This is a genomic window from Serpentinimonas sp. SMBJO2 (assembly GCF_056341105.1).
Window position 1 is genome coordinate 2,206,234 of record NZ_CP150628.1, and the last position, 22,534, is coordinate 2,228,767.

Annotated in this window: 17 protein-coding genes; 2 read left to right on the top strand and 15 right to left on the bottom strand. The window is 68.7% G+C overall.

Translation table 11 applies throughout. From position 1 onward, the window contains the following. The first annotated feature begins 32 nt into the window (after positions 1 to 32). Positions 33 to 413 carry a hypothetical protein gene (locus tag AAAZ40_RS10230; protein WP_476660268.1) on the top strand — a complete coding sequence of 127 codons (381 nt, stop codon included), beginning with the start codon at positions 33 to 35 and terminating at the stop codon, positions 411 to 413. Here the strand turns inward: AAAZ40_RS10230 and pgeF are convergent. From pgeF to AAAZ40_RS10275, 9 genes are all read right to left on the bottom strand, one after another. Next, positions 330 to 1,223, bottom strand: a complete 894-nt coding sequence (pgeF, locus tag AAAZ40_RS10235; protein WP_476660269.1) for a peptidoglycan editing factor PgeF — start codon at positions 1,221 to 1,223, stop codon at positions 330 to 332. The two genes, AAAZ40_RS10230 and pgeF, sit on opposite strands and share 84 nt — an antisense overlap. Then, positions 1,204 to 3,468 (bottom strand): 3'-5' exonuclease, encoded by a 2,265-nt coding sequence (locus tag AAAZ40_RS10240; RefSeq protein ID WP_476660270.1) that lies wholly within the window; start codon positions 3,466 to 3,468, stop codon positions 1,204 to 1,206. Before AAAZ40_RS10240 ends, pgeF begins: the two co-directional genes overlap by 20 nt. 2 nt (positions 3,469 to 3,470) lie before the next feature. Then, positions 3,471 to 3,842 carry a response regulator transcription factor gene (locus AAAZ40_RS10245; RefSeq protein WP_476660271.1) on the bottom strand — a complete coding sequence of 124 codons (372 nt, stop codon included), beginning with the start codon at positions 3,840 to 3,842 and terminating at the stop codon, positions 3,471 to 3,473. A 111-nt stretch (positions 3,843 to 3,953) separates the two neighbouring features. Further along, positions 3,954 to 6,692: an ATP-binding protein gene (locus AAAZ40_RS10250; protein ID WP_476660272.1), complete on the bottom strand. Its 2,739-nt coding sequence runs from the start codon at positions 6,690 to 6,692 to the stop codon at positions 3,954 to 3,956. A 99-nt stretch (positions 6,693 to 6,791) separates the two neighbouring features. Next, the gene (locus tag AAAZ40_RS10255) at positions 6,792 to 6,989 is read right to left on the bottom strand and encodes a hypothetical protein (RefSeq protein WP_476660273.1); all 198 of its coding nucleotides are present in this window, start codon (positions 6,987 to 6,989) and stop codon (positions 6,792 to 6,794) included. 162 nt (positions 6,990 to 7,151) lie between these two features. Further along, positions 7,152 to 8,630, bottom strand: a complete 1,479-nt coding sequence (locus AAAZ40_RS10260) for a 3-deoxy-D-manno-octulosonic acid transferase (RefSeq protein WP_476660274.1) — start codon at positions 8,628 to 8,630, stop codon at positions 7,152 to 7,154. Continuing rightward, the gene (locus tag AAAZ40_RS10265; protein ID WP_476660275.1) at positions 8,620 to 9,720 is read right to left on the bottom strand and encodes a glycosyltransferase family 4 protein; all 1,101 of its coding nucleotides are present in this window, start codon (positions 9,718 to 9,720) and stop codon (positions 8,620 to 8,622) included. Before AAAZ40_RS10265 ends, AAAZ40_RS10260 begins: the two co-directional genes overlap by 11 nt. 11 nt (positions 9,721 to 9,731) lie before the next feature. Continuing rightward, on the bottom strand, positions 9,732 to 11,333 hold the full coding sequence (locus AAAZ40_RS10270) for an AAA family ATPase (RefSeq protein WP_476660276.1): 1,602 nt from the start codon (positions 11,331 to 11,333) through the stop codon (positions 9,732 to 9,734). A gap of 272 nt (positions 11,334 to 11,605) precedes the next feature. Then, entirely contained in the window at positions 11,606 to 13,102 is a 1,497-nt protein-coding gene (locus AAAZ40_RS10275) for a phosphomannomutase/phosphoglucomutase (RefSeq protein WP_476660277.1), read from the bottom strand. A 90-nt stretch (positions 13,103 to 13,192) separates the two neighbouring features. Here AAAZ40_RS10275 and AAAZ40_RS10280 point away from each other — a divergent pair, with 90 nt between their 5' ends. Further along, positions 13,193 to 13,768 (top strand): methylated-DNA--[protein]-cysteine S-methyltransferase, encoded by a 576-nt coding sequence (locus tag AAAZ40_RS10280; protein WP_476660278.1) that lies wholly within the window; start codon positions 13,193 to 13,195, stop codon positions 13,766 to 13,768. 101 nt (positions 13,769 to 13,869) lie between these two features. Here AAAZ40_RS10280 and typA read toward each other — a convergent pair whose 3' ends face one another. From typA to AAAZ40_RS10310, 6 genes are read right to left on the bottom strand one after another with little or no spacing between them, the layout of a single operon-like run. Beyond that, positions 13,870 to 15,696: a translational GTPase TypA gene (typA, locus tag AAAZ40_RS10285; protein ID WP_476660279.1), complete on the bottom strand. Its 1,827-nt coding sequence runs from the start codon at positions 15,694 to 15,696 to the stop codon at positions 13,870 to 13,872. Next, complete coding sequence (truB, locus tag AAAZ40_RS10290; RefSeq protein ID WP_476661728.1) at positions 15,693 to 16,679, bottom strand: tRNA pseudouridine(55) synthase TruB; 987 nt, start codon at positions 16,677 to 16,679, stop codon at positions 15,693 to 15,695. The genes typA and truB overlap by 4 nt, the downstream gene beginning before the upstream one ends. Positions 16,680 to 16,734: 55 nt before the next feature. Beyond that, the gene (gene rbfA / locus AAAZ40_RS10295; RefSeq protein ID WP_476660280.1) at positions 16,735 to 17,106 is read right to left on the bottom strand and encodes a 30S ribosome-binding factor RbfA; all 372 of its coding nucleotides are present in this window, start codon (positions 17,104 to 17,106) and stop codon (positions 16,735 to 16,737) included. A gap of 32 nt (positions 17,107 to 17,138) precedes the next feature. After that, positions 17,139 to 20,177 carry a translation initiation factor IF-2 gene (infB, locus tag AAAZ40_RS10300; protein WP_476660281.1) on the bottom strand — a complete coding sequence of 1,013 codons (3,039 nt, stop codon included), beginning with the start codon at positions 20,175 to 20,177 and terminating at the stop codon, positions 17,139 to 17,141. A gap of 29 nt (positions 20,178 to 20,206) precedes the next feature. Beyond that, positions 20,207 to 21,724, bottom strand: coding sequence for a transcription termination factor NusA (nusA, locus tag AAAZ40_RS10305; protein ID WP_476660282.1), 1,518 nt, complete (start codon positions 21,722 to 21,724; stop codon positions 20,207 to 20,209). After that, positions 21,721 to 22,431: an LSm family protein gene (locus tag AAAZ40_RS10310; protein WP_476660283.1), complete on the bottom strand. Its 711-nt coding sequence runs from the start codon at positions 22,429 to 22,431 to the stop codon at positions 21,721 to 21,723. Before AAAZ40_RS10310 ends, nusA begins: the two co-directional genes overlap by 4 nt. Between the last annotated feature and the right edge of the window lie 103 nt (positions 22,432 to 22,534).

A 22,534-nucleotide genomic window follows, 5' to 3' on the forward strand; every position in this document is an offset into this window, starting at 1 on the left:
CTGCCTCGAACCCCCAACCCTTCGGAATCGATATGTTGTTTCTGTACCTGATCGTCATCGCTTGGCTCTATGTGGTGGTGCTGATGGCGGCTTCGGTGGCCACCAGCCCCACGGGTTCGGTGCTTGCAGCCATTATGACGCTGTTTTTTTACGGATTGCTGCCAATGGCCCTCATGGTTTACCTGATGACGGGCAAGCTGCGGCGCAAAGCGCGCCTGGCGGCTCAAGCCTGCGCAAGCGCCACCTCCGACTCGGGCCCGACCGAGCCTGGCGCGGGCCCGCCGCCCGCGCACGGCAGTCCGTCGCTGGGCCTGGCATCCAGCCCCGATTCAGACCCGGCGACCGATGCAGGCCGCCATGCGCCCGCTGGCGCCGAGCACAGCCCCATCGCGCCGGTGCGAAAAGAACCGTGAGCGCTGGCTGGCGGTGCACCACTGGGCGCTGCCGTCGTTGCCCGCGACGCGCTCGAAACCCAGCGCGACCAGGCGCTGGTGCGCCAAGGCGGGCAAGTCGGCCAGGTATTTGGGTGCCTGTGCCTGCTCAGCTTCAGCCTCCACTGCCGCCACCGCTGCGCCCGTGGCAGGCGGCAAGGGCGTGAAGCAGGCGGCGGCGGCCGGGTCGTGCGCCACAAAAGCCTGCCGCACCTCGGGCCCGACCTCGAAGCGCTGCGGCCCGATGCACGGCCCCAGCCAGACCTGAATCGCAGCACGCTGCCTGGGCTGCTGCGCCGCCGGCCACGCCTCACACAGGGCCTCCAGCACGCCCATCCCATGCGTCCCATGCGCCGCCCCGCCGGCCAAGCCGCGCCAACCGGCATGCACCGCCGCCACGCTGGTGCCATCGGGCGCGGCCAGCAGCAGCGGCAGGCAATCGGCCACCAGCACGGTGCAGGCCAAGCCCGGCTGCTCGGTCCAGCAGGCGTCGGCCGTGAGGCCATCCGGGGTGTCGCGGTGCAGCTGCAACACCGCGCTGCCGTGTACCTGGCGCATGAACACCGGGCGCAAACCGATGGCAGCGGCCAAGCGCTGGCGGTTGGCTTGCACGTGGGCGCGTGCGTCGCCCACGTGGTCGCCGAGGTTGAAGCTGTCCCAAGGCGCGGCCGACACGCCGCCCGCGCGCTCGCTGATGCCGGCCACCACGCCGGGCGGCCACGGCGCATCGGCCGCCTGCCAGCCCTGGGGCCGCACATCGGACGCCAGCGTTTCAGTACCTGATGCGCGCATAGTAGGTGCGCTGCGCCGCCGCGCGCGCCTGGCCCAGGGTGTGAATGCCTTTTTCGGCCAGCAGCGGGATCAGGCGCACAAAGATTTCGGCCGTTACGATGGCGTCGCCCAGCGCCGTGTGGCGGCCAATGACGTGCACGCCAAAGCGCTCGGCGATGGCCTCGAGCCGGTGCGTGTCCTGCCCTGGGTGCACCACGGCCGAAAGCAGCAGCGTATCGAGCACCGGGTGGTCGAACACCAGCCCGGTTGGCTGCTCCTTGAGCTGCAGGAAGCGCATGTCGAAGGCGGCGTTGTGCGCCACCAGCACGGTGTCGTGGGCAAAGGCGTGAAAGGCCGGCAGCACGGCAAAAATGTCGGGCTGACCCGCCACCATGTCCGGGGTGATGCCGTGGATGGGGATCGAGGCCGGCGGTATCTCGCGCCGCGGATCCACCAACTGGTCGATGCATTCGTGCCGGAGCAACTTGCCGTTGAGCACGCGCACCGCACCGACCTGGATGATCTCGTCGCCCTCGGCCGGGTTGAGGCCGGTGGTTTCGGTGTCGAACACGGTAAAGGACAGATCGGCCAGCGCCACGTCGTCGAGCGCCTGGCTGCGCGGGCTGACGCGAAAGAGGTCGAAATCGTAGAACTCGGGCCGGCTGTCGCTGCGCACGTAGTGGGCGCCGTCGAGTTGCTCCTGAGCCACCGCAGTGGGCAGCAAGAAGCGAAACCAGGCCTGGTTGCGGGCCCGGTCGCGCTCCAGCCAGAAGGCGCCGCCGTGGCGATCGACCACCTCGCGCACCGATAGCGCACTGGCCTCGGCGCCGATGCGCATCGGGTCGATCTCCCAGCTCATCACGGTCTCGGTGCTCAGCGTGGCGCCGCTCCAGATCAGGTCGAGCTCGGCCTTGTCGGCCCCTTGGCTCGAGGGGCGCAGGCGCAGGCTGAAGTGGCGGATGGCGAATTCGTCGCGCAGGCGCGCGGCCAAAAACAGCAGCGCCTGCATGATCGAGAAGCTCTCGATGCGCAGCCACAGGTTCGGGTCGGCCTCGCTCTGGTTGAGCGCGATGCCCAGCGTTTCTTCGATGCGCCGCCCGGCGGCGCTGATCAGGTCGCTGCCGAGCATGTCTTCGAGCGGCCAGCGGCTCTGGAAAACCGCGGCCGCCTCGCTGCTGCTGCGCTGCACGCGCGCGCTCAGGTTTTGCACCTCGTCGCGCACCACGGCCAGAAAGCGCTCGCGCAGCGCGGGTTCGAGGTCGGGGTAGTCGAGCATTTCGACCGCCGCGCGCATATTGGCCAGCGCCGCGCGGCTGCCTTCGGTCAGACCCAGCACCAGGCGCTCGCGCACGTCCTCGGCCTCGAACTCGCGCGTGATGTTGTCGAGCATGAGCACGAAACCGGCCAGTTGCAGGGCGGGCGCCTCGTGTGGCGCCGACCTGGTGGCAGACTGGGGCCCAGGCACGGCCGCGGCACCGGGCTCGCCCCCGACCGGGGCTGCGGCATCGGCCACGCTGCGCACCGGCGTCATCTGCACGCGCAACAGCTGCCCGGCGCGGGTGCTGGTGACGAACTGCGCCGTGGGCTGCGCGGCCCCGCGCTGCAGGCGCTGCTGCACGCTCTCGAGCGCGTGCGCCACCAGCTTGCGGTCGAACACGGCGTAGATCGAGCGCCCCAGACCGATCAGCTCGGCGCCGCCTGCAAGTTGCGGTGTGGGCGAGAGGGCGCGAAACTGCATCCGGGCGCGCTGGTTGTAGAGCAGGATGCGGCCGTCGAGGTTGCACACCACCACGCTTTGGGTGAGTTCGGACATGAGCGCGGCCAGACGCGATTTTTCCTGTTCGATGTCGCGCGCGGCGGCCTGCACCTTGGCCTGCATCTGGTGGCGCAAGTCCTCGCGCTGCGCCACCAACTGGTTGAACAGCTTGGCCAGTTCCTTGGTCTCGATGTTGCCCTTGGGGCGCAGCTCGCGCACCACGTCGGTGCGCAGCAGCACCTGCGCTTCTTCGGCCAGTTGCACCGAGGGCGTGATCCAGTGCTCGAACCAGCGCTTGAGGCCCCAGGCGATCACACCCATGCCGGCGCCCCAGGTCAGGCAGACCAGCAGCAGGCGCTCGCCCACCAGCGCCCAGACCGTGGCGCGCTCGGCGGCCCCGAGGCTGGCACCGATGAGCCAGAGCGTAAACAGCAACCAGAGCACCGAAACGGCCGCCGCCACGCCCAGCAGCCACCACAAGCGCTTGTCGGTCGGTTTGGGGCTGGCCATGTTCAGCCCGCCGGCAGCAGGGAGCGCACTTTTTCCACCAGCTCGCGGGTGGAAAAGGGTTTGGTCATGTAGGCGTCGGCCCCCAGCGCCAGCCCTTTGGCGACGTCGGTGTCGCGGCCCTTGGCAGTGAGCATGAGGATGCGGATGGATTTGAAGGCGTCGTTGGCGCGCAGCTCCTGGCAGACTTCGAAGCCGTTTTTGCGCGGCATCATCACGTCGAGCACAATCAGGTCGGGCCGATGCTGCGCCAGCAGCTCCAGCGCCTCGACGCCGTCGCGCGCCAGCAGCACCTGGTAGCCCTCGCGCTTCATGAGGAACTCGAGTGAAATCAGAATGTTGGGCTCGTCATCGACGAGCAGCAGGGTGTGCGCCATGGTGGTAGTCTCCTCGACGCCATTGTGCCGCCGAATTGGCCGGTTTTGCAGCTGCTTTGCACGCGCACCGTTGCGCCGCGCTGGCTGCTGGCCGCCGGGCGCGCTGCAGCTTCAGCTCGGGCGCAGCGGCAAATCGAAGCCAAAACACGCCCCTTGCCCGGGCGTGCTGCGCAGCCACAGGCGGCCGCCGCAGTGTTCGATGATCTGGCGGCTGATGGGCAGCCCCAGCCCGGTGCCGCGCAGCCGCCCCTGGCCGTCGCTGCCCTGGCGGAAGCGCTCGAACACGCGCTGCTGGTCGGCCAGCGGCACGCCGGGGCCGTTGTCCTGCACCGTGACCACCGCCGTGCTGCCGCGCTGCTCCAGCCGCACCACGATGCGCCCGCCGGGTGTGGGCACAAACTTGGCCGCGTTGCTGATCAGGTTGAGCATGACTTGCGTCAGCCGGTCGGGGTCGGCCTGCACCCACAGCGGCGGCGTGCCCGCTGCGGGCAGCTCCAGCAACAGTTCGGTGCCCTTGTCGCGCAGCAGCTCGGCCGTGGTCTGGCACGACTGGCGCAGCAGTGGCGCCAGCTCCACGGCGCAGTGCCGCCAGTCGGCGTGGCCGGCTTCGATCTTGGCCATGTCGAGTACCTGGTTGACCAAGCGGCTCAGGCGCTCGGTCTCGGCCACGATGATTCCGATGAACTGCTGGCGCTGCTCGGGCGCCAGGTCCGGGTCGTCGCGCATCAGCTCCGACAGGGTGCGGATGGCGGTCAGGGGCGTGCGCAGCTCGTGCGTGACGGCCGACATGAACTCGTCCTTCATCCGGTCCAGCCCCTGCAGCTGCTCGTTGGCGGCGCGCAGCTCGGCCGTGGCGCGCTCGAGCGAGAGCGACTTTTGCTCCAGCTCCTGCGAGTGCAGGCGCAGCCGGTTGGATTCCTCCAGAATGTCGAGCACGTCGGCGACCTCGAGCGCTTCGGCCTGCACCACCGAGGCCACCATGGCGTGCGCCGAGGCGCTGCCGATGGCACCGGCGAGCAGGGTTTCCACCTGCTGCACCAGCAGCGCATCGGCCGGCAACTGCTCAATGCGGGCCACGCCGCGCTGCTGCGCGTATTCGGCCAAGCCGCTGCGGGCGCGCTCGGGGCCCAGGATGCGCTCCAGCAGCGCCAACAGATCGGCCAGCCGCGCCTGCCCGCGCCAGAACACCGGCTGCGCCGCGCTGTTGCTGCGCTCGAACACATCGACAAACAGCAGCGCCTGGCTGGTCTCTTGCGCCGACGGGCTGCGCCAGAGCGAGACCAGCACATAAGCCCCTACATTCGCCAGCAGGCTCCAGAACACCGCGTGCGTGAGGTGGTCCAGCCCGCTGAGGCCAAACAGCGCTTCGGGCTTGAGCCAGGCCAGCCCCCAGGGGCCGTGGAGCAAAAAGCCGTCGTCGAGCCAGCCCGATTTGGCCAGCGAAGGCAGCATCAGCGTGTAGCACCAGAGCGCAAACCCCAGCAGCAGCCCGGCCAGCGCGCCGTGCCGCGTGCCGCCCTTCCAGTACATGCCGCCAAACAGCGCCGGCGCAAACTGGGCCACGGCGGCAAAGCTGATCAGCCCTATGCCCATCAGCGCGTAGGCGTCGCCGGCGAGGTAGAAGTAGAGGTAACCGAGCAGCAAAATCAGCACGATCGCGCCGCGCCGGATGTTGAGCAGCCAGCGCTTGAAGTCCAGCGCCAACCCCAGGCGCGCCTGCAGCCGCAGCAGCAGCGGCGCAGCCAGGTTGTTGCTGATCATGGTCGAGACCGCAATGCCGTCCACAATCACCATGCCGGTGGCGGCCGAAAAGCCGCCGATGAAGGCCAGCAGCACCAGCCACAGCCAGCCCTCGGCCAGCGGCAGCGCGAGCACGAAGGTCTCCGGGTTGACCGCCATGCCGGGTTGGGTGCCAAAGTACAGCATCCCGCCCAGGGCGATGGGCAGCACAAACAGGTTGATCAGCAGCAGGTAGAGCGGAAACACCCAGACCGCGCGCTTGAGGTGCCGCTCATCCACGTTTTCCACCACCATGACCTGAAACTGGCGCGGCAGCAGCAGCACCGACAGCAGCGCCAGCAGCGTGAGTGTGAACCACTGCGCGTAGGCAAAGTCGCCCACGTCGCCCAGCTCGAGCAAGCCGACCATTTCGGGCACGGCGGCAGCGCGGGCAAAGATGTCGCCCACGCCGTTGAACAGCACGAAGCTGACGAACAGGCCCACGGCCACGAAGGCCAGCAGCTTGACCAGCGACTCGAGCGCAATCGCTGCCACCATGCCCTCGTGGCGCTCGCTGGCGTCGATCTGGCGCACGCCAAAGACGATGGTAAACCCCGCCAGCGCCAGCGCGAGGTAGAAGGTGCCGTCCTGCCACCAGGTCTGCGCCTGCTCCAGCGGCTGGCCCAGCGGCGTCGTCAGCACCGCGTAGGCGACCGAAATGCCCTTGAGCTGCAAGGCGATGTAGGGCACGATGCCGACCACCATGATCAGCGTCACCACCGTCGCCAGCCCCGGGCTCTTGCCGTAGCGGCTGGAAATGAAGTCGGCAATCGAGGTGATGCGGTAGGTCTTGGCGATGCGGATCATCTTGCGCACCACCACCCAGCCCAGAATCATGGCCAGCGTCGGCCCAAGGTAGATCGGCAAAAACCACAGCCCGTCGGTGGCGGCGCGGCCGATGCTGCCAAAGTAAGTCCAGGCGGTGCAGTACACCGCCAGCGACAGCGCATAGACCCAGGCGCTGCCCACCAGCGAACGCCCCTGCGCGGCGCGCCGGTCGCCGTAAAACGCCAGCGCAAACAGCAGCAACATATACGCCGTGGCAACCGCGATGACCAGCAGGGGCGACATGGGGCTTGGGCCAGTTCTGAGGAGGTAGGCGGGGCCTGGGCGCTGGGGCTGGGTGGAGCGGCTGGCGCTGGGGCTGGCGTGTGGCTGCGGGCCAGCCGCCTAGTCGGGGCTGCGCTCGACCAGCCAGGCCAGCAACGCGATCAGCAGCGCCCAGAGCGTGAACATGGCAAGCGCAAACAGCGGAATGCCCCACCACTTGACGCTGCTGTCCCACAAGGCGATGAGCGGAAAGTTGAACACCAGCGCAGCGGCCACAAACAGGGCCAGCAAGCGCTGCGCGAGCAAGGAGGGGTTCATGGCGTGCGTCTCGTGGGGGCAAGCATACAAGCCGGCGGGCGCCGGGGCGGGCTGGGGCGCTCAGGGCACTGGCGCTATCTTAGCCCCGAATCCGTGCGCCCTGTTCGTGAGCCGCAGGGTTCGGTTGCATGCCTGTTTTCTTGCCGGCGGCCTATGGCAACATCATGGGCCTGGGCGCGCCCACACACCCAGCACGGCGGCGGCGCAGCGCCGGGCGGCGCCTTGGCCCTGCTGCCACAAGGCGGCGCAGCCGCTTTGTGCGGCGCGGTGGGCACTGGCGTCGTGCAGCAGCTGGGCGCTGGCTTGCAGGGCGGCGCCCATGTCGGGCACGCGCTGAGCGGCGCCGAGCTGTTCGGCCTGGGTGGCGGCATCATGAAAGTTGTAGGTGTGCGGGCCCATGACGATGGGGCAGCCGCAGGCCGCAGCTTCGATCAGGTTTTGCCCGCCCAGCGGCAAAAAACTGCCCCCCAGCCAGGCCAGATCGGCCAGCGTGTAGTAAGCCTGCATCTCGCCCAAGCTGTCGCCGAGCCAGACCTGGGCCGCGCGCGCCTCGGGCGGCAGCTCGGTGCCCTGCCACTGGCTGCGGCGCCAGACGCGCAGGCCGGCTTCGTGCAGCAGCGCGGCCACGGCGTCGAAACGCTGCGGATGGCGCGGCACCAGCAGCCAGAGCGCATCGGGCGGCAAGGCTGGGGGAGCAGCGGGCACAGGGGCCTGGGGGGCGGCTGGGGGGGTAAGCGCCCGGCCCGGCTCCTGCCCGTGCCGCTGTGCCTCGCGCACGGTCTGCAGCCACAGCGCCTCTTCGCCGGCGCGGCTGCTGGCGAGCATGAGCACGCGCCGCCCGCCCAGGGCCTGCTTCCAGTGGCGGCCGCGCTCGATCAGCGCGGCGTCGGTTTGCAGGTCGAACTTGAGGTTGCCCATGACCTGCACCGCAGCCGCCCCGGCTTGGCGCAGGCGCTGCGCATCGGCCTCGGTTTGCGCCAGCACCGCGCTCAAGCCCGCGTAGGCGGGGCGCAGCAGCAGGCGCAGGCGCTGGGCGCCACGAGCCGAGCGTGCGCTCAGGCGCGCATTGACCAGCCACAGCGGCACGCCCTGGGCGCGGCAGCCCTGCACCCAGTGCGGCCAGACCTCGGTCTCGATCAACAGCCCCACGGCGGGCCTGAAGTGCGCCAGAAAACGCGCCACTGCGGCCGGTGTGTCCCACGGCTGCCAGACTTGCAGGTCGCCGGGGCGCAGCAGCTGCGCCCCTTGGGCGCGCCCGGTGGCGGTGCCGTGGGTGAGCAGCAGGCGCAGCCCCGGCCTTTGCGCACGCAGCGCGGCCAGCAGCAGCGCGGCGGCGTGGGTTTCGCCCAGCGACACCGCGTGCACCCAGAGCCAGCCGCTCGAGGGCGCCAGACCGGGGTAGTGGCCCAGGCGCTGCTCGACCTGCTCCAAATAGCCAGGCTCGGCCCGGCCGCGCCAGTGCAGCTTGAGCCGCACCAAAGGCCACAGCAACCGCTGCAGCCGGCCGTAGAGAGCGAGCGCCAAACGCTCCCAGCGGCTCAGGGGTGGGGGCGCAGCAGCCGCAGAGGCAGAACCCGCCGCAGATTGCACCGCTGCCGGGGCGGGCTGGGGCGCGGGCTGGGGTGCTGCCTCAGGCGCCATCGAACAGGGCCTGATAGACGCGCCCTATGCCAGCGGCCTCGCGCTCGAGCGTGAACTGCTCCAGCACGCGCGCACGCGCCGCCTGCCCCATGCGCAGCGCCTGCTGCGGGTCTTGCAACACGGCGCGCACCGCTTGCGCCAGGCCGGGCGCGTCGCCGGTGTCGACCAAGTAACCGCTCTGGCCCGGCTGCACCAGTTGCTCGAAAGCACCGGTGCGCGAGCACACCAGCGCGCAGCCGGTGGCAGCGGCTTCAAAGGGCGTCAGGCCAAAGGGCTCGTAGCGCGGGCAGGCCACGCACAGCAGGCAGCGCTGGTACCAGCGGTGTACCTCGCCGGCAGGCACCTCGCCCAAAAAGACGATGCGCGTGCTCAGGCCGGCGGCTGCAATACGGCGCTGCAAATCCTGCTGGTAAGCCTGGTGTTGGGGCAGCGCCAGCCCGGCGATCACCGCCGTGACCTCGGGCAGATGCGGCAGCGCGGCGATCATGGCGTCGACAAAGATGTCGCTGCCTTTGTCTGGGCGCACGCGGCCAAACACGCCCACGCCGTAGCGCCCCGGCAGGCCGCTTTCGGCCCAGGCGCTGAGCTTGTTGGGTGGCGGGCTAAAGCGCGCCAGATCGATGCCGTGCGGCACCACCGCCGTGGTGTTGGGCACAAAGCTCGCCGCCAGCGGCGTGGTGCTGATGACCGCGTCCATGCGGCTGATGAGCCAGCGCGGAATCGGGCCGTGCCGGTGCTGCGCCGCCGAAGTGAACACGAGCTTGATCGGCAAGCGCAGCACGTCGCGCGCCCACAGGCCGGCCATCATTTCCGGGTCGCGGCGCACGTGCCAGATGCGAAAGCACCGCCCCGGCGCCGGCCGACGCGAGAGCGCAATCGCCTGGCGCAGGCTCATGCCCGGCACCCCGTTGGACAGCGGCGTGCCGCAATAGGCCAGCGGCCACTGGCGCAACTGCAGCGGCACGAGCGCGTTCACCGTCGCCGACACACCGGTGTAGCGCTGCTTGAGGTTGAAGACGATCACCTCGGGGTCGCGGCTGGGCTGGCTGGGCTGGGCCGAGTCAGATCCGGCGGCAGCGGCGGCGGGCATGGGTGCAGGCCTCACAATCCCCACACCCCCACCACCCTGCCGCTGGGCGCACTTTCCTGCCGCTGCCAGATGCGCGCCTCCCAGCTCTGGTCGGTGCGGCGGTCGAACAGCAGCAGGTGCGCTTCGTCGGCACCGACGCGCTGCGCGTAGTCGTCGGTTTGCTGCAGGCCTTGTTGCAATGCAGTTTCCGGCGCTTGGCGCACCAGTTTAAGCTCCAGCACCACGCGCTGCACCGGGCCGAGAAAGCCTTGGGCTTCGCTGGTGGGCCACTCCAGGAACAGATCGGTGCGCTTGCGCGCCAGCCCGTATTCGCGGCTGATGCGCCCGCCGCCGTTGACAATGCGCTGCAGGAAGGCTTGCAGCAGCAACTGCGGCCCGGCTTCGGGGTAGTGGACGCTGTTCAACCACGCTTCCGAATGCTCGCGGAAGAACTGCTGGAAGGCGGCGAGCAGCTTCGGGAGGTCGAGCTTGCGCTCGGGTGTGAGGTACCACTCTTGCTGGTGCGCGATGCTGGACTGCACCACCCAGGTGAGTTCGCGCGGAATCACTTCCTGGTAGATGCGGTTGGCGATCGCCAACTGCGGCCTACCCAGCACCAGCCCGAGGTCTTCGACGTACTGTTTGTCGTCGGGCGAGACGTTGAGCAGCAGCGCATCTTCCCCGGCCAGCAGGGCGCTGACCACGCCGCGCACGCGCGCTTCTTGCAGCTTGTCGGTGAGTTGGTCCAGGTGCGTGGCGCGGCTCTGGATCAGGCGCTCGCGCGCGGCTTTGTAGCGCTCCAGCGTCACGGGCAGGCCACGGTTGTGGCGCAGTTCGCGGTCGTTGTAGACGCATTCGTAACCCAGGGCGTTGACCAGCCAAGGCTGGCCGCGTGTGTCTTCCCAGAGTTCGGGGTAGATGGCGGCATCGATGGGTTGCCCGGTCTCGGCTTGGTGCTGCTGCCACAGGGCGATGGTTTCGCTCTGGCTGAAGTTGCCCAGGCGGATGGAGGTGGCCTTGATGTTGAAGGCACTCCCCCCCGTGATGATCTCGTGGTGCGCGGTGTGGATGCGGTAGTCGCGCACGTCGCGCACGCCGCACAGGATTACCGACTGCGGAAAGGCCCCCGGGCGCTGCGCGTAGCCGGCACGGATCTGGCGCAGCAGCGAGATCAGCGTGTCGCCGACCAGGGCGTCGACTTCGTCGAGCAGGAGGACGCAGGGGCGGTCGGGCTCGGCTTCGCTCCAGCGTGCGAGCAAGCCGCGCAGCCAGTCGTGGGCACCGTCGCGGCGCAGTTCTTCGCGCCATTGGCGCAGGCGCGTATCGTGCAGGTACAGGGCCGCCGCTTCGGCCACCGATTGGGTGATGGAGGTCAGGCCGCGTTCGACGTCGGAGCGCGCGGTCTGCGCGGTTTCGATGTTCACGTACAGCGCACGGTAGCGCCCCTGCGCGTTCAGGTGCGCCATGAGCGCCAGCAGGGCCGTGGTCTTGCCGGTCTGGCGCGGCGCGTGCAGGACGAAGTAGCGCTTGGCGGCGATGAGCGCCTCGACATCGGCCAAATCGACGCGCGCCAGCGGGTCGATCAGGTAGTGATCACCCACCACCGAGGGGCCAGCGGTGTTGAAGTTTTTCATCGGTTCGGTGCCTAAAGCTGCGGCCCATTATGGCGCATCGGCGCTGCAAACCCTGCATCGGGTTTGGGTTGGTCAAATGCTGTCGCAGCCTGGACATGTAATGGGGCCGTCTGCTGCTGCAGACGCAACCCACCCCAGCGCTCGCTTGTGGGGTCCGTGAGCAGCACCCACCTGCAAACGTGGCTCGGCCTTTCCCCTTGTGGCCTCGAGCTTGCCGTCGCGCATGGGCCCGCGCACACGACCCCGGCGCACACACCGCAGGCACGATCCCCTCAATGCGCCGCCGCACCAATGGCGGCGTCGGGCTTGACGCGGCGCAGCAGCGCCAACATCTCGGCCTCAATCCGCTGTGCGGCGGCTGCGGTCTGGCCTTCGAAGCGCAGCACCAGCACCGGCGTGGTGTTGGAGGCGCGGATCAGGCCAAAGCCGTCGGGCCAGTCGACGCGCAAGCCGTCGATGGTGTTGACTTCGGCCGGGGCGGCAAAGTCGGCCAGCGCCTGCAGTTCGGCCACCAGGCGGTGCGGCTCGCCCTCGGCGCAGGCGACGTTGAGCTCGGGTGTGGCAAAGCTGCCCGGCAGCGCCTCGAGCACGGCGCTCGGGTCCGGGTGGCGGCTGAGGATTTCGAGCAGGCGCGCGCCGGCGTAGCTGCCGTCGTCGAAGCCGTACCAGCGCTCCTGAAAGAAGATGTGCCCGCTCATCTCGCCGCCCAGCGGCGCGCCGATTTCGCGCATCTTGGCCTTGATGAGCGAGTGCCCGGTCTTGTACATCAGCGGCACGCCGCCCGCCGCGCGGATGGACGCGGCCAGGCGCTGGCTGCATTTCACGTCGTAGACAATGGTAGCGCCCGGCACGCGCGCCAGCACGTCGTGCGCGAACAGGTGCAACTGCCGGTCCGGGAAGATGTTCTGGCCGCTGCGCGTGACGATGCCCAGGCGGTCGCCGTCGCCGTCGAAGGCCAGCCCGAGTTCGGCCCCGTGCGCCTGCACGCTGGCGATCAGCTCGCGCAGGTTCTCGGGCTTGGACGGGTCTGGGTGATGGTTCGGAAAGTTGCCGTCGACTTCGCTGTACAGATCCAGCACCTCGCAGCCGAGCGCGCGAAACAGGCGCGGCGCACTCGCGCCGGCCACGCCGTTGCCGCAGTCGATCACGATCTTGAGCGGGCGCGCCAGGCGCACGTCGGCCACGATGCGCGCGATGTATTCGTCGTCGATGCGCAGCGTGCGCAGCGCGCCTGGGGCTTCGGCTTGCGCTCTGTCGGCCCCGTTTGCGGCCCCGCTTTCAGCGCTGTCCAGCCCTGGTGGCAGCTCGCCCCCCGCCCCATCCAGCGCCGCCATCGCCGTGCGCAGCGACTGGATTTCGTCACCGTAAATGGCGCGCCCGCCCAGCACCATCTTGAAGCCGTTGTAGTCCTTGGGGTTGTGGCTGCCGGTGATCTGGATGCCGCTGCGGCACTGCGTGCTGGCAGCAAAGTAGAGCATGGGCGTGGTCACCAGCCCCAAGTCGAGCGCCTCGACACCGCTGCGGCGCAAACCCGCGATCAGGGCCGCCGCCAAGGCCGGGCTGCTCAGGCGCCCGTCGCGCCCCACGGCCACCGTGCGCTCACCCAGCGCCAGCGCGCGCGCACCAAAGGCGCGCCCGAGCGCGTGCGCGAACGCCGGGTTCAGCGCATCCGGCACCAGGCCACGGATGTCGTAAGCCTTGAAGGCGCTGGCCGCAAAGGCGGGGGCGGGGCAGACGGGTGCAGGGCAAGTGGGAGCGTAGGCGGTCATGCGGTGATCGGACGCAACAGGTGTATGTTTATCGGACTGACCCACGCAGAGCCAGCGCACCCGATTGTAGGCACGGCGTATGATGCCGCCATGGTCACCTCCGCCCCCACCCTGCTGCGCGCCCTGCACACCAGCCCCTTGGGCGACTTGCTGCTGCTGGCCAGCGCCAGCCACTTGTGCGGCCTGTGGTTTGCCGACGAGCAGGCCCTGCCGGCTTGGGCCCGGCAGGCGGCGGATGCAACGGGTGTGGCTGGCGCTGCGCCTGGTTCTGGCAGCCCCAGCGCTGCCGCTGCCGCCAGCGCGCAAGCCGTGCTGGCGCAGGCGCGCACGCAACTCGACCAGTACTTTGCCGGGCAGCGCCAGCGCTTCGACCTACCTTTGGACTGGAGCTGCGGCACGCCGTTCCAGCAGCAGGTGTGGGCGGCGTTGGCGCGCCTCGAGCCCGGCCAGTGCTGCAGCTACGGCGCGCTCGCCGCCGCCATCGGCAGGCCCTCAGCGGCGCGGGCCGTGGGCGGCGCGCTCGGGCGCAACCCGCTGGGCATCGTGCTGCCCTGCCACCGCGTGCTCGGGCACGCTGGGGGCCTGACCGGCTACACCGGCGGGCTGGAGCGCAAACAGCGCTTGCTGGAACTCGAAGCGCGCTGGCTGGCAGCGCCGCCGGCTTAAGCCCCCTGCCCCCGGCAAACGCGCCCGCCGGCTCAGCAGCGGGCAGGCCATGACGCGCGCTGCCAACCGGCTGCGGCTGCTAAACCCGCCCCGCCAGCGCTTCAAGCCTCGCGGCTGGCGCGTTTGCGCTCGTGCTCTTTCAGGTGGCGCTTGCGCAGCCGAATGCTCTTGGGCGTGATCTCGACCAGTTCGTCGTCCTCGATGAACTCGACTCCGTACTCGAGCGTGAGCTCGATCGGCGGCGTGATCTTGATCGCGTCCTCCTTGCCGCTGACGCGGAAGTTGGTAAGCTGCTTGGTGCGCGTGGCGTTGACCACGAGGTCGTTGTCGCGGCTGTGGATGCCCACGATCATGCCCTCGTAGACCGGGTCGTTGGCCTTGACGAACATGCGCCCGCGGTCGTCGAGCTTGCCCAGCGCGTAGGTAAAAATCTCGCCGTCGTCCATGCTGATCAGCACGCCGTTCTTGCGGCTGGCAATCTCGCCCTTGTGCGCTTCGTAGCCGTCGAAGATGTTGCTGATCAGGCCCGAACCGCGCGTGAGGTTGAGGAACTCGTTGGAAAAACCGATCAACCCGCGCGCCGGAATCCGGTATTCGAGCCGCACGCGCCCACGGCCGTCGGGCTCCATGTTCACCAGATCGCCCTTGCGCTCGCCCAGTGCCTGCATCACGCCGCCCTGGTGCTGCTCCTCGATGTCGGCGGTGACCAGCTCGATCGGCTCGTGGCGCTCGCCGTTGACCTCGCGAAACACCACGCGCGGCTTGCTCACCGCCAGCTCGTAGCCCTCGCGCCGCATGTTCTCGAGCAGAATGGTCAGGTGCAGCTCGCCGCGCCCCGAGACCTCAAAGATGCCGTCTTCCGAGGTTTCGCGCACGCGCAGCGCGACGTTGCTTTGCAGCTCCTTTTGCAGCCGGTCCCAGATCTGGCGGCTGGTGACAAACTTGCCCTCGCGCCCGGCCAGCGGGCTGGTGTTGACGCAAAAGTTCATGGTCAGCGTGGGCTCATCGACCCTGAGCATGGGCAGCGGGCGCGGGTCGGCCGGGTCGGTCACGGTGACGCCGATGCCGATGCTCTCCAGGCCGTTGATGAGCACGATGTGGCCCGGCCCGGCCTCGGCGGTTTGCACCCGGTCCAGCCCCTGAAAGGTGAGTACCTGGTTGACGCGGCCCTTGGCGCGCTTGCCCTCGGGGCCTTCGCACACCAGCACGTCCATGCCGGGGCGGATGCGGCCGGCGCTGATGCGCCCGACGCCGATGCGCCCCACAAAGCTGGAGTAGTCGAGCGCCGAAATCTGCAACTGCAGCGGCGCCCCAGGGTCGCCCTGGTGCGCCGGCACGTGCTGCAGCACGGTGTCGAACAGCGCCGACATGTCGGGCCCCCACTGCGTGCCCGACTCGCCTTCGGTCAGCGACGACCAGCCGTTGATGCCGCTGGCATAGACCACGGGGAAATCGAGCTGCTCGTCGTTGGCGCCAAGCTTGTCGAACAGGTCGAAGGCGGCGTTGACCACCTTGTCGCAATTGGCGCCGGGTTTGTCCACCTTGTTGACCACCACGATCGGACGCAGGCCCAGCGCCAGCGCCTTCTTGGTGACGAAGCGCGTCTGCGGCATCGGGCCTTCCTGGGCGTCGATGAGCAGCAGCACGCCGTCGACCATCGACAGCGCGCGCTCGACCTCGCCGCCAAAGTCGGCGTGGCCAGGGGTGTCGACGATGTTGATGTGCGTGCCCTTCCAGCTCACGGCGCAGTTCTTGGCCAGGATGGTGATGCCGCGCTCGCGCTCGATGGCGTTGCTGTCCATCACCGTGTCCACGACCTTTTCGTGCTCGGCAAAGGTGCCGCTTTGGCGCAGCAACTGATCGACCATGGTGGTTTTGCCGTGGTCAACGTGGGCGATGATGGCGATGTTGCGTATCGGAGTGCTCATGACTGGGTTTGCAGGGTGATGTGTTGGATTTCGATCGGGCTCAACAGCCGCCCGGGAATGAGTTCGCCGCCCACGATGTGGGCGCTGCCCAGCAAGGCGTGTGGGCCAGCCGCGGCAGCAGCGGCATACACGGCCACGCGCTCGCAATCGGGCCAGGGGCCGCGGCGGCGCAAGCCGGTGAGGAAGCGGGCTGCATTGTCGTCGTCGAGCGTGACGCGCTCGTGTCCGGCCAGCAGCACATCCACGGGCAGCAAGGCGTGCAGACGCTCGCCCTCAGGCAGCGCCTCGAGCTGTTCGAGCGTCAGGCTGCGCTCCACCCCCAGACCGCCGCTGCGCAGGCGGCGCAAGGCGCTCAGATGGGCCCCACAGCCCAACGCGGCGCCGATGTCCTCGGCCAGGCTGCGGATGTAGGTGCCCTTGCTGCAGTGCACGCGCACGCGCAGCGCCGGTTCGGGGCCCTCGAGCTCGAGGGCGAGCAGCTCCAGCGCGTGAATGCTGACGCGGCGCGGCGCGCGCTCCACCTCCAGCCCGGCGCGGGCGTATTCGTACAGGGCCCGGCCCTGGTGCTTGAGCGCGCTGTGCATGGGCGGCAGCTGCTCGATGGCGCCCCTGAAGCGCGCCAGCACCTGCTGCACCTGCTCGGGGCTGCAAGCCACCGGGCGGCGCTCGAGCACCTCGCCTTCGGCGTCGCCGCCATGGGTGCGCACGCCCAGGCGCAGCGTGGCTTCATAGACCTTGTCGGCGTCGAGCTGCAACTGGCTGAACTTGGTCGCCGCGCCAAAGCACAGCGGCAGCAGCCCGGTGGCCAGCGGGTCCAGGGTGCCGGTGTGGCCGGCCTTGTCGGCGCGCAGCAGCCACTTGGCGCGCTGCAGCGCCTGGTTGCTGCTGACGCCCAGCGCCTTGTCGAGCAGCAGCAGGCCGTGCACCGGCCGGCGCTGAAGGCGCTGCCGCGGTGCCGCTGCTGCAAGCGCGCGGTCTGGCACGGCACCGCCCCCCTGGGCGGCGTCGGCACCCAAGGTGAACCCGACGGCGCTCAATTCAGTCGCTTTCTTTGGAACGCGAAGCCACCGCCTGCGCGATCAGGGCGTTCATGTCGGCGGCGCGCTCGGGGGTGCGGTCGAACACGAAGTGCAGCGTCGGCACGGTGTGGATGTGCAGGCGCTTGAACAAACCGTTGCGCAAAAAGCCGGCGGCTTGGTTCAGCGCCTCGGACGCGAGCTGGGCGTCGCCCGTGAGCACGCTGAAATAGACCTTGGCGTGCGCGTAGTCGGGCGTGAGCTCGACCGCTTGCAGCGTCACCAGCCCCACGCGCGGGTCTTTGAGCTCGCGCGCGATGAGCTCGCTGAGGTCGCGCTGAATCTGATCGGCGACCTTGAAGCTGCGGTTGGAGGGGGCTTTTTTGCTCGTCATGGTGGGGCGGCGTGCTGGTCAGGGTGCGCCGATCAGAGTGTACGGGCCACTTCCTTGATCTCAAACAACTCCAGGATGTCGCCTTCCTTGATGTCGTTGTAGTTCTTGAGCTTGATGCCGCACTCGAAGCCTTCCTTGACCTCGCGCACGTCGTCCTTCATGCGCTTGAGCGACTCGAGCTCGCCGGTGTAGATCACCACGTTGTCGCGCAGCAGGCGGAAGTGCGCGTTGCGCGTAACGTGGCCTTCGGTGACCATGCAACCGGCCACGGTGCCGATCTTGGAGGCCACGAACACGGTGCGGATCTGCGCCGCGCCGATCACCTCTTCGCGCTTTTCGGGCGCCAGCATGCCCGACATCGCCGCCTTGATCTCATCGACGGCATCGTAGATGATGTTGTAGTAGTGCAGTTCGACGTCGTTGGACTCGGCCAGCTTGCGCGCCCCGACGTCGGCGCGCACGTTGAAGCCGATCACGATCGCCTTGGAGGCGATCGCCAGGTTGACGTCGCTCTCGCTGATGCCACCCACACCGGCATAGACCAGCTGCACCCGAATCTCGTCGGTCGAGAGCTTGAGCAGCGAGGCAGTGAGCGCTTCCTGCGAGCCCTGCACGTCGGACTTGACGATGATCGGCAGCGTCTGCACCTCGCCGGCCTGCATGTCGGCAAACATGTTTTCGAGCTTGGCGGCTTGCTGCTTGGCCAGCTTGGTGGAGCGGAACTTGCCGGCGCGGTAGGTGGCGATTTCGCGCGCCCGGCGCTCGTCGGCCAGCACCATGAAATCGTCGCCCGCCCGTGGCACTTCGGACAAGCCCTGGATTTCGACCGGGATCGACGGCCCGGCCTCTTTGGCCGCGCGGCCGTTTTCATCCAGCATGGCACGTACCCGACCCGAGGTCTGGCCCGCCAGCACCACGTCGCCGACCTTGAGCGTGCCCGATTGCACCAGCACCGTGGCCACGGCACCGCGCCCTTTGTCGAGCCGGGCTTCGATCACCAGCCCCTTGGCGTTGGCCTGCACCGGGGCCTTGAGCTCGAGCACCTCGGCTTGCAGCAACACGTTTTCCAGCAGGCTGTCGATGCCCAGGCCGGTTTTCGACGACACCGCCACGAAGGGCGATTCGCCGCCGAACTCTTCGGGCACCACCTGCTCGGCGATCAGCTCGGAGCGCACGCGCTCGAAGTTGGCGTCGGGCTTGTCGGCCTTGGTCAGGGCAACCACGATCGGCACATTGGCCGCCTTGGCGTGCTTGATGGCTTCCTTGGTCTGCGGCATCACGCCGTCGTCGGCGGCGCAGACCAGAATCACCACGTCGGTGGCCTGGGCGCCGCGGGCGCGCATGGCGGTAAAGGCTTCGTGGCCGGGCGTGTCGAGGAAGGTGACCATGCCGCGTGGCGTCTCGACGTGGTAGGCGCCGATGTGCTGCGTGATGCCGCCGGCCTCGCCCGCCGCCACCTTGGTGCGGCGGATGTAGTCGAGCAGCGAGGTCTTGCCGTGATCGACGTGGCCCATGACCGTGACCACCGGCGCACGCGGCAGCGATTCGGCGCTTTGCAGCGCGGTTTCTTCTTCGGTGAAGGCTTCCGGGTCGTCGAGCGCTGCCGCCACCGCCTGGTGCCCGAGTTCTTCGACCACGATCATCGCCGTGTCCTGGTCCAGCGACTGGTTGATGGTCACCATCTGCCCCAGCTTCATGAGCTGCTTGATGACCTCGCTCGATTTGAGCGCCATCTTGTGCGCCAGCTCGGCCACGGTGATGGTCTCGGGCACGTGCACCTCGAGCACCTTGGCCTCAGGCTGCTGCGCCGGTTCGTAGCCGTGCGCGCGCTCGTCGCGGCCCCCGCGGCCCCCGCGGCCCCCTTTGGCGTTGGAGCGCCACGCAGTGCCGCTGGAACGCACGGCGCTGGTGTTGCCACCACGGCCTTTGACTTTCTTGGCTGCCTCGTCTTTCCAGGTGGACGACAAGGCTTCGGATTTGACTTCTTTCTTGCCCGCCCCGGCAGCCGCAGCTCCCGGCGCGGCCGGTTTGGCGGCACCGGCCTTGGCAGGTGCAGGCGTGCCGGCCGGTTTGTGCAAGGTGCCCTTGATTCCGGGCTTGGCCTCGGCCACCGGGGCCGGCTTGGGTTCTTCGGGTTTTTTGGCCAGCAACACCTTTTTGGGGGCGGCCATCATGTCGCGGATCGCCTGCGCCTCGGCCAGCGCCTTGCGCCGGCGTTCATCGAGGTCGCTCGCGCGCTGCTCGTCGGCCAGCCGCTGCGCCGCCTGGCGCTGCGCCAACTCGGCGGCTTGTTGCGCGGCCTGTTGCGCGGCCTTGTGCGTGGCCTGCTCGGCGGCCTGCGGCGCTTGGGCGGCCTGCTCGGCCGCCGCCACGCCAGGTGGGCTGGCCGCAGCGGCCGCCGCTTCGGTCGGCACGGGCCTGGGCGGCTTGACCGCGCGCTGGCGGCTTTGCTGCACCTCCAGATCGGCGCGGGCGCGCTGCTGCAGCAACTGCTGCTGGCGCTCCTGGTCGAGGGTGGCGGCGCGCTCTTGCGCCTCGCGCGCCTCGCGCTCCTCGCTTTGTTGGCGCGCCTGGCGCTGCTGCGCCAGCTCTTCTTCCTGGAGCCGAATCTGCTCGGCCTGCTGGCGCGCTTGCTCTTCGCGCCGCTCGAGCTCGGCCTGCTGCGCCTGCTGCGCGCGGGCCTCGGCGGCCTCGGCTTCGGCGGCCGCTGCCACCGCCGCGGCCTCGGCGAGCGCGCTCTCGGCGGCGCCGGGGACGGCGAGTGGCTCGTCGTCGCGGCGCACGAAGGTGCGTTTCTTGCGCACCTCGACCTGGATCGTGCGCGCGCGCCCGGATGAATCGGCCTGCTTGATCTCGCTGGTCGATTTTTTGGTCAAGGTGATTTTGTTGCGTTCGGCGCTGGCCGTGCCATGGCTGGCCTGCAAAAAGCTCAGCAGCCGTTGCTTGTCGGACTCTGCCAACGCATCGCTGCCGGACAGCTTGCGCACCCCGGCCGCAGCCAACTGCTCCAGCACGACGTGGGTGGGCCGGTTCAATTCAGCGGCAAATTCTGCGACGGTGTTGCTTGACATGTGTACGGTTCTCCGTGTCGCCGCTCGGTTCAGGACTGCGAGGGTGGCGAGGATTGCTCGGGGGCCTGCTCGGCGGCAAACCAGTGTTGGCGCGCGCGCAGGATCAGCGCCGTCGCTTCGTCGGCACTGAGCCCGGTGATTTCGATCAATTCGTCGCTGGCCAGATCGGCCAGTTCGTCGAGGGTGTGGACGCCGGCCGCGGCCAGTTGGGCCAGCAACTCGGCATTGAGGCCCTCGAGGTCGCGCAGTTCGCGCGCTGCGTCTTCCACGCTCTCTTCCTTGGCGATGGCCAGCGTGAGCAAGGCCGCCTTGGCGCGGGCGCGCAGTTCGGTCACGGTGTCTTCGTCGAAGGCTTCGATCTCCAGCATCTCCTGCAGCGGCACGTAGGCCACTTCTTCGAGGCTGGTAAAGCCTTCGCCGATCAGGATGTCGGCCATCTCTTGATCGACGTCGAGCTTGCTCATGAACAGCGTGCGGATGGCGTCGGTCTCTTGTGCCTGCTTGGCCGACGATTCGTCGGCGGTCATGATGTTGATCTTCCAGCCCGTCAGGTCGGCGGCCAGGCGCACGTTCTGGCCGCCACGGCCGATGGCGATCGCCAGGTTTTCCTCATCGACCACCACGTCCATGGCGTGCCGCTCTTCATCGACGACGATCGATTGCACGTTGGCCGGCGCCAGCGCGCCGATCACAAACTGCGCCGGGTCTTCGCTCCAGAGCACGATATCGACACGCTCACCGGCCAGTTCGTTGGTCACGGCGTTGACGCGCGAGCCACGCATGCCGACGCAGGTGCCGATCGGGTCGATGCGCTTGTCGTAGGATTTGACGGCGATCTTGGCGCGCGAGCCGGGGTCGCGGGCGCAGGATTTGATCTCCAGCAGCCCCTGCTCGATCTCGGGCACCTCTTGGCGAAAGAGTTCGATCATGAACTCGGGTGCGGCGCGCGACAACAGGATCGGGGCGCCGCGCAGGCTCAGGTCCACTTCCATGATCATGGCGCGCACGCGGTCGGCGCTGCGCAGGTTTTCCTTGGGGATCATTTCGGAGCGCTTGAGCCGCCCCTCGACGCGCCCGCTCTCCACGATCAGGTCGCCCTTGTCGAGCCGCTTGACGGAGCCGACAAAGATCTTGTCGCCGCGGCTCATGAAGTCGTTGAGCAGCATTTCGCGCTCGGCGTCGCGGATGCGCTGCAGAATCACCTGCTTGGCGGCCATGGCGCCGATGCGCCCGATCGGCACCGATTCGATCGGCACCTCGATGTACTCGCCCACCTCGATGCCGGGGTGTTCGTCGGCCACGTCGGAGTACATCTCTTCGGCGTCCGGGTTTTGCAGCCCGGCCTCGTCGGGCACCACCAGCCAGCGGCGGTAGGTGTCGTAGGCGCCGGTGTCGGGGTTGACGCTGACGCGTATATCGACCTCGCCCTTGTAGAGCTTCTTGGTGGCCGAGGCCAGCGCAAACTCGACTGCGCTCAGGACCACGCTGCGTTCGACGTTCTTTTCGCGTGAAATGGCGTCGATGAGCATCAACATTTCGCGGTTCATTTGGGGTCTGCCTTTCCAGTATGGCTGCCACCGGCTGCGGCGGTGGGTGCGGCCGGCGCGGTTGCGCTGCGGCCCTTGAAGTTGACGATCGGTGCCAGCCGCGCCTCGCGCAGCTCGGACAATTCGAAACCCAGCACCTGCAACGGCAGGGGCTGGGATTTTTTGCTCGGGCGCTGGCCCGGTTTGCGCACCGGCTCCTCGCGCCAAACGATCTGCCAGCGGCTGGCGGGCGCGGCACCGGACCCAGGGGCGGATTCGGGCGCCGCCTCGGGCGCCGTCGCGCGCTCGAGCGTGCCACGGAATTTCTTGCGGTTGGCGGCCACGGCCACCCCACCTGCGGCCACCGCCGCGCCTATGGGCTGTTTGAGCGTGACATCGATCACCGAACCCACAAAGCGCTCAAAATCGGCGGCGTGGCGCAGCGGCCGGTCGATGCCGGGCGAGCCCACCTCGAGCCGCTTGTAGTCCACCGCCTCGACTTCGAGCAGCAGCTGCAACTGGCGCGTCACGCGCTCGCAGTCTTCCACGGTGATGGCGCGCTCCAGGCTGCCGCCCACCCCTTCAGCCCCGGCGGCCGCCTGTGCGCCGGCCGCCGCCCACGGCCAGTCGATGGTGACGCGCAGCAGCCCGCCGGCGGATCGTTCCAGATCCACCAGATCGAAACCCATCCCGGTGACGGTTTGCTCTACGGTGTGCTGCCAGTTCATGCGTGTCGGGTGTGCCCCAGCCGCCACAGGGCGGCTGATGAGCGAGGTTGCCAAAAATCGTGGGGTTGCTTGCGCTGCCTTGCGGCCTACGACCGAGCCAAAA